Here is a 7,165-nt window from a genome sequence, read left to right on the forward strand (position 1 = left end):
ATTCGGCTGCGTGGCACCGACATTCGTCCGGCGTCCCGCCGGGACGGCCGAACTCCCACAACGTCCGATGCTGGCGGGTCACTGTTGTGGGAGCCGCGTCGTCACACCGGGACACGCGGCGAAACGGCGGCGCAAAGGTCGGCTTCGCGGCATGGCCATGCGCTCGGCGTTCCCTTGGAACGGCCAAGCTCCCACACAGATCGACGTAGGCAGGGACAGTTGTGGGAGCCGCGTCGTCACACCGTGACACGCGGCGAAGTGGCGGCGCGAGATTCGGCTGCGTGGCACCGACATTCGTCCGGCGTCCCAACGGGACGGCCGAACTCCCACAAAGTCCGAGGCTGGCGGGTCACCGCTGTGGGAGCCGCGTCGTCACACCGTGACACGCGGCGAAGCGGCGGCGCGAGATTCGGCTGCGCGGCACTGACATTCGTCCGGCGTCCCAACGGGACGGCCGAACTCCCACAAAGTCCGAGGCTGGCGGGTCACCGCTGAGGGAGCCGCGCCGTTGCGGAGCAACACGCGGCGAAACGGCGGACGCTAGATCGCGAGGTACTCGTTGCGCAGGGCCTCATCGTTGAGCACGGCCTCGGCGCTGCCGTCGTAGACGACGTGGCCGGTGTCGAGGATCACGGCGCGGTCGGCGAGGCTGAGTGCAGCGACGGCGTTCTGCTCCACGATGACGGTCGTGATGCCGATGTCACGGATCTGGCTGATGACCTTCTCGATCTCCTGCACGATGACCGGCGCGAGCCCCTCGTAGGGCTCGTCGAGCAGCAGCAGCTTCACGTCGCGGGCGAGCGCGCGGGCGACGGCCAGCATCTGCTGCTCGCCACCGGACAGTGTCGTGCCTTCCTGCGTGCGGCGTTCACCGAGCCGCGGGAACAGCTCGTAGATCCGCTCGAAGGACCAACCGACCGGTGGGGCAATCTGCGCCAACTGCAGGTTTTCTTCTACCGTCAGGCCCTGGATGATCCGGCGATCCTCCGGCACCAGCACCAGACCGGCTTGCGCGGCCTCGTGGCTCTTCATCTCGTGCAGAGCCTGGCCGTTGAGCCAGACTTCGCCCTTGCGCACTTCAGGGTCACCGACCCGCGCGAGTGACCGCAAGGTCGAGGTCTTGCCGGCGCCGTTGCGTCCGAGCAGCGCGAGCACCTCGCCCTCGTTGACGTCGAAGCTGACACCCTGAACGATATAACTCTCGCCGTAGTACGCGTGGATGTCACGCACGCTGAAGTAGGGGCGGTTGCCCGACGGTGCTGAGCTCGCGCCCAGGCTGACTTGTGCGTTCATCAGGGGGACCCTCAGACTTGCGCTTCGCCGAGGTACGCTTCACGCACCTTCGGGTGGCCTTTGATGTTCTCGGGCGTCTCCTCGACCAGTGGCGTGCCCTGCGCCAACACCGTGATGCGTTCGGCGAGCGAAAACACCACGTGCATATCGTGCTCGATAATCGCCATCGTGATGTCGCGGCTGTCGTGGATTTCCTTGAGCAGGTCGATGGTGTTGTTGGTGTCCGCCCGCGCCATGCCTGCCGTCGGTTCGTCGAGCAACAGCAGCTTGGGTTCCTGCACCAGACACATCGCCATCTCGAGTCGGCGTTTGTCACCGCGGCTCAGCGACGCCGCGTTGATGTGCCGTTTGTCCTGCATGGTGACGTCGACGAGGATGCGCTCGGCCATCTCCTGGATGTCGCGTTGGCCGCGCACTGCGCCCCAGGCGTTGAGCTCGAAGGCGCCGTCGCGCTTGGCGAAGCAGGGAATCATGACGTTTTCGAGGACCGAGAGGTCGCCGAAGATCTCCGGGGTCTGGAACACCCGGCTGATGCCCATCTGGTTGATTTCGTGCGGGTCGCGCCCGAGCACCGATTGGCCCGCGAAGGTCACGGTGCCGGAGTCGGGGATCAGCATGCCCACGAGGCAGTTCAACAGCGTCGACTTGCCCGCACCGTTCGGTCCGATGATCGCGTGAACCGAGTTCTGCGCCACACTGAGGTTGACGTCACCGAGAGCCTGCAAGCCGCCGAAGCGCTTGTTGACCCCTTTCACTTCCAGAATGCCCATGACCGCGACCCTCAGTTCGACGACGCTGTGTCAGCAGCGCCTTTTTTCTTGCGGCGGAAGAGCCCGGCGAAGCGCTGGCCACCCTCGACCAAACCGCCCGGCAGGAAGATCACCACGAGCATGAACATCAGGCCGAGTGTGAGGTGCCAGCCCTTGCCGATGAACGGGTGGATCACCGCGACCATGACGTCCTCGATGCCGTCCGGCATGAAGGCAAACCACTGGTGCAGCAGGTTGTCGTTGATCTTGGAGAAGATGTTCTCGAAGTACTTGATCAGGCCTGCGCCGAGGACGGGGCCGATCAGGGTGCCGACACCGCCGAGGATGGTCATCAACACCACTTCGCCAGAGGCGGTCCACTGCATGCGCTCTGCGCCGGCGAGGGGGTCCATCGACACCATCAGTCCACCGGCAAGGCCGGCGTACATGCCGGAAATGACAAAGCAGGCGAGCATGTAGGGCTTGGTGTTGAGGCCGGTGTAGTTCAGGCGACGCTGGTTCGACTTCACGGCGCGCAGCATCATGCCGAACGGCGAGCGGAAGATGCGGATGGCGGTGTAGAACGCCACCAGCAGGATCACCGCGCAGAGGTAGTAGCCGGCGTTGAAGGTCCAGAGCCAGCCGCCCACAGCCAACTCGTAGGACGCGCGCATCTCGAGCCCGAACAGCTCGGGTGCCGGGATGTTGCCGTTCTGCGTGGTGCCGCCGCCCAGGAACTCTGGAAAGATACGCGGGTCGGTCAGGCCGGTTTGCAAGCCCGTCTCCCCGCCGGTGATCGGCGTCAGCACCGAGGCGGCGAGGGCGAAGGACATCTGCGCGAACGCGAGAGTCAGGATCGAAAAGTAGATGCCCGAGCGTCGCAAGGAGATGTAGCCGATCAGCACGGAGAAGAGGCCGGCGACCACGGTTGAAACGACGATCGCCGGGATCACGTTGATGGTCAGCAGTTTCAGCATCCAGACGCCGGCGTAGGAGCCGACGCCGAGGAAGGCCGCGTGGCCGAAGGACAGGTAGCCCGTCAGCCCGAAGAGGATGTTGAAGCCGATCGCGAAGATGCCAAAGATGACGAAACGCTGCATCAGGTCCGGGTAGCCCGCGTTGAATTGGGCGAGTGCCGAGTCCTCGGGAAAGGGGTTGAGGATGATCGGGGCTGCCGCGACGAGCACGGCGACGATCAGCAGCAAACCGGTGTCTTTTTTATCGAGTCCGAACACGATCAGTCCTCCATCACGCCTTTGCGGCCCAGCAAGCCTCGCGGCCGCGTCAGCAAGATGATGATGGCCACGAGGTAGATGACCACCTGGTTGATACCGGGCAGGGCTTCGATCACGGACTGCAGCGACGCGAAGCTTTCCAGAACGCCAAGCACGAAACCGGCGAGCACGGCGCCGCCGAGGGAGCCCATGCCGCCGACCACGACCACCACGAAGGAAATCACCAGGAAATCCATGCCCATGTGGTAGTTCGGGGAGTTGATCGGTGTGTACATCACACCCGCGAGGCCGGCGACAGCGGCCGCGATTCCGAACATGATGGTGAACCGCCGATCGATGTCGATGCCAAGCATGCCGACCGTCTCACGGTCTGCCATGCCCGCGCGAACGACCATGCCGAAGGTCGTGAACTGCAGGAAGGCAAACACGGCAATGATCAGGATTGCCGAGAACCCGAAGTACACGATCCGCCAGTAGGGGTAGATGATGGCGCCGGCGTCACGCCCGATCAGCGCGCCGAAATCGAAGGAGCCGATGAAGGCCTCGGGCGCGGGCGTCGGGATCTGGTTGGCGCCGAAGTAGTATTTGACAATTTCCTGCAGCACGATCGCGAGGCCGAAGGTCACCAGGATCTGGTCCGCGTGCGGGCGCTTGTAGAAGTGTTTGATCAGGCCGCGCTCCATGATCACCCCGATCAGGATCATGATCGGGATCGCGAACAGGATCGACAGTGGCACCGCCCAGTCGATGATCGCCTGACCGGCGGCTTCGCCAAACCAGTCTTGTATGTACGGCACCTCCACCTTGAGTGGGTTGCCGAGGAAATCCGTGCGCGACTCGTCCACCACCGTGTGGCTGAGGGTCAGGATGCGGCTCAGGGTCACAGCGCAGAAGGCACCGAGCATGAACAGCGCACCGTGCGCGAAGTTGACCACCCCGAGGGTGCCGAAGATCAACGTCAAGCCGAGCGCGATCAGCGCGTAGGCGCTGCCCTTGTCGAGCCCGTTGAGAATTTGGAGGATGAATTGATCCATCTGGCCCTCTCAGGTCAGTCTGGTGGCCGAATCGGGCGCCGTGACTCGGTGCGACGATCCGGTGCGGAGGTCGGGTTGTGTGGTGTGCCCCGCACCGAGTGTGCGGGGCACGGGGGCGCTTAGCCTGCGTTGCAGGAACCGAGCTCGCCGCCGAAAATGGAGGCGTCGTACGTCACCTGAGACACAGGCGTGACTTCCACGATTTCGAGCAGGTCGAAGTCGTTTTCGGGGTTTTCCTTACCCTTCACGACCAGCACGTCCTTGAAGCACTGGTGGTCTTCGGCGCGGTACAGGGTCGGGCCGTTGCCCATGCCGTCGAACTCGAAGCCCTCGAGGGCTTCTGCGACTGCGCAGGGGTTGAACGAACCGGCGCGAGCGACGGCGTCAGCGTAGAGCAGTGTCTGGACGTAACAGGTGTGCGCGGCCTGTGACGGCGGGAAACCGTACTTGGTGCCAAACGACCGAGTGAAGGCCTTGGAGCCGTCATCGGGCAGAGACCAGTGCCAGTTCGTGGATCCGAAGATGCCTTCGACGTTCTTGCCCGCACCCTTCGCCATCAGGCGAGAGTAGAGCGGAACGATGATCTGGAAGTCCTTGCCGTTGGCAACCGCATCGCGCAGACCGAACTGCACCGCGCTGGTCAGCGAGTTGACCATGTTGCCGCCGTAGTGGTTCAGCACGAGCACGTCTGCGCCCGAGGCCATGACCGGGGTGATGTAGGACGAGAAGTCGGTTTGCGCGAGCGGCGTCTTCACCGCGGCGACCGTTTCCCAACCCATGGCTTCGGTCGAGGTGCGCACGGCTTCTTCCGTGGTGTATCCCCAGTTGTAGTCCGCCGTCAGGTGGTAGGCCTTGCGGTCCATGCCGTAGTTCGCGCCGAGCACCGGTGCGAGGGCTGCGCCTGACATGTACGAGTTGAAGAAGTGACGGAAGCCGTTGGCTTTCTTGTCCTTACCCGTGGTGTCGTTGGAGTGCGTGAGGCCTGCCATGAAGATGATGCCGGCTTCCTGGCACAGGGCCTGGACCGCAACCGCCACACCAGAGGAGGAACCACCGGAGATCATCACGACACCGTCTTTCTCGATCATCGACCGAGCCGAAGCGCGGGCGGCGTCTGGCTTGGTCTGGGTGTCACCGGTGACAAACTCGATCTTCTTGCCGAGGACGCCGGCGCCGTCGAGTGCCTTGGACGAGAAGGTGTTCATCAAGCCGCCGTCGCCGCCACCGTTGAGGTGCTCGACCGCGAGCTCGAAGGCGCGCAGTTCGTCGGCGCCCTCGTCCGCGTACGGACCGGTCTGGGGCACGTTGAAGCCCAGCTTGACCGAACCCGCACTGCCGGGGTCGTTCGTGAATGCGTTGGCTTTGGTTGAAAAGAACATCGGCGCACCGGCGATCATGCCGCCGGCGGCGCTGGCTTTCATGAAGCCGCGGCGCGTCAGTTCAGGGGCCTTTTTCTTTGACATCGTCTGTCGTCTCCCTTTGGGTTGCTTTGTCGCAATCGGCTGCGGTCTGGGCCGCGACGGGGTCGTCGCGGTGCAGGCGCGGCGCTGACATACACAGGAAACGCCGCTCTGCCACGACGCGATTGTGCACGCGTTATTGTGCAGGCACGGTGAGAAATTGCATATCTTTAACAATTTCAGGCAGTTGGGCGCCTGAGTGTAAGCAAATAGGCAATATTGTTACAGTCTGACCCAACCGAATGAGTGGATAGGTAACACTCCGCACGGAGGAACTGGCCAAGTGTGCGGTGTCACGGTAGTGTGACACACCCGTTCAAACTGGCGCGCGCATGTGCATCGTCTTTCTGGCCCTGGACACGCCGGACAACTCGGCTGGCTTCACCGTGTTGGCCAACCGCGACGAGTTCGTCGACCGCCCCACCGCTGGAGCGCACCGCTGGACAGACCGGCCCGGGCTGATCGGAGGGCGCGATCTGGAGGCCGGTGGCACCTGGCTGGCCGTGACGCCGGCGGGCCGGTTTGCGGCGGTCACCAACGTGCGTGCGCCCGACCGGGTGCAATCGGGCAAACGGTCGCGCGGTGACCTCGTCACGGCGTGGGTTGACGGTGGCGACTCGATCGCCGGTTTCTCGCACACGCTCATGGCGACCGCCGGTGAGTACAACCCGTTCAACCTGCTGTTCGGGGAAAAAACCGACTTTGTTCTCTACGACGGCGTGGAGCACACCCTGCTCAACCTGACGCGCGGCGTACACGCGTTCAGCAACGGCTCACCGCAGACCCCGTGGCCGAAGGTGCGCCACGGGCGCAACGCGTTTGAACAGGCGCTGCCGGTCGGGCGTGACACGGCAGACAGCATGGTCGCCGTGGCACGGGACGCCACCCAGGCGCCGGACAGCGCCTTGCCCGAAACCGGCGTGCCGCAGGACATAGAACGGCAGCTGTCGAGTGTGTTCATTCCGGAGGGGGAACTTGGGCGCGGACGGTATGGCACTGTCTCGACGAGCTTGCTTGTCTGGACCCCTGCAGGTGGATTTTTGCAAGAATGGAACTGGCGCAGCAGCGCCGGTGAGCCCCACCCCCGCGTGATCGAACTCTGACAGGCCGGCCGCGCTCCCACAGGGGTTAGGGTTGGCACATGGCCCAGTGGGAGCCGTGTCGTTGCAGAGCAACACGCGGCGAAGCGGCGGCGCAGAGGTCGGATGCACGGCACGACACATCGCCCCTGGGCGGGCCCCCGGCCTCCCGTCAGGACGGCCGCGCTCGCACACGGTTTAGGGTTGGCACATGGCCCTGTGGGAGCCGAGTCGTTGCGGAGCAACACACGGCGAAGCGGCGGCGCAGAGGTCGGATGCACGGCACGACACATCGCCCCTGGGCGGGCCCCCGGC

Annotated in this window: 6 protein-coding genes; 1 reads left to right on the plus strand and 5 read right to left on the minus strand. The window is 64.3% G+C overall.

Features of this window, described 5'->3' with window-relative positions:
- Positions 1-540: 540 nt before the first annotated feature.
- From AAGA11_22175 to AAGA11_22195, 5 genes are all read right to left on the minus strand, one after another.
- The gene (locus AAGA11_22175; protein MEM9605582.1) at positions 541-1,293 is read right to left on the minus strand and encodes an ABC transporter ATP-binding protein; all 753 of its coding nucleotides are present in this window, start codon (positions 1,291-1,293) and stop codon (positions 541-543) included.
- Positions 1,294-1,304: 11 nt separating this feature from the next.
- Complete coding sequence (locus tag AAGA11_22180) at positions 1,305-2,063, minus strand: ABC transporter ATP-binding protein (GenBank protein MEM9605583.1); 759 nt, start codon at positions 2,061-2,063, stop codon at positions 1,305-1,307.
- Between the two features lie 11 nt (positions 2,064-2,074).
- On the minus strand, positions 2,075-3,277 hold the full coding sequence (locus tag AAGA11_22185) for a branched-chain amino acid ABC transporter permease (GenBank protein ID MEM9605584.1): 1,203 nt from the start codon (positions 3,275-3,277) through the stop codon (positions 2,075-2,077).
- A 2-nt stretch (positions 3,278-3,279) separates the two neighbouring features.
- Positions 3,280-4,311, minus strand: a complete 1,032-nt coding sequence (locus AAGA11_22190; protein ID MEM9605585.1) for a branched-chain amino acid ABC transporter permease — start codon at positions 4,309-4,311, stop codon at positions 3,280-3,282.
- Positions 4,312-4,430: 119 nt separating this feature from the next.
- Positions 4,431-5,774, minus strand: coding sequence for a substrate-binding protein (locus AAGA11_22195; GenBank protein ID MEM9605586.1), 1,344 nt, complete (start codon positions 5,772-5,774; stop codon positions 4,431-4,433).
- A gap of 329 nt (positions 5,775-6,103) precedes the next feature.
- Here AAGA11_22195 and AAGA11_22200 point away from each other — a divergent pair, with 329 nt between their 5' ends.
- A complete protein-coding gene (locus tag AAGA11_22200; protein ID MEM9605587.1) occupies positions 6,104-6,874 on the plus strand; it encodes an NRDE family protein in 771 nt (256 codons plus the stop codon).
- Positions 6,875-7,165: the final 291 nt, after the last annotated feature.

It is taken from the genome of Pseudomonadota bacterium (assembly GCA_039196715.1).
Classification (GTDB): domain Bacteria; phylum Pseudomonadota; class Gammaproteobacteria; order CALCKW01; family CALCKW01; genus CALCKW01.

Coding starts and splice junctions, on each gene's coding strand:
- AAGA11_22175 (MEM9605582.1), bottom strand. CDS start 1,293: ATGAACGCACAAGTCAGCCTGGGCGCGAGCTCAGCACCGTCGGGCAAC.
- AAGA11_22180 (MEM9605583.1), bottom strand. CDS start 2,063: ATGGGCATTCTGGAAGTGAAAGGGGTCAACAAGCGCTTCGGCGGCTTG.
- AAGA11_22190 (MEM9605585.1), bottom strand. CDS start 4,311: ATGGATCAATTCATCCTCCAAATTCTCAACGGGCTCGACAAGGGCAGC.
- AAGA11_22195 (MEM9605586.1), bottom strand. CDS start 5,774: ATGTCAAAGAAAAAGGCCCCTGAACTGACGCGCCGCGGCTTCATGAAA.
- AAGA11_22200 (MEM9605587.1), top strand. CDS start 6,104: ATGTGCATCGTCTTTCTGGCCCTGGACACGCCGGACAACTCGGCTGGC.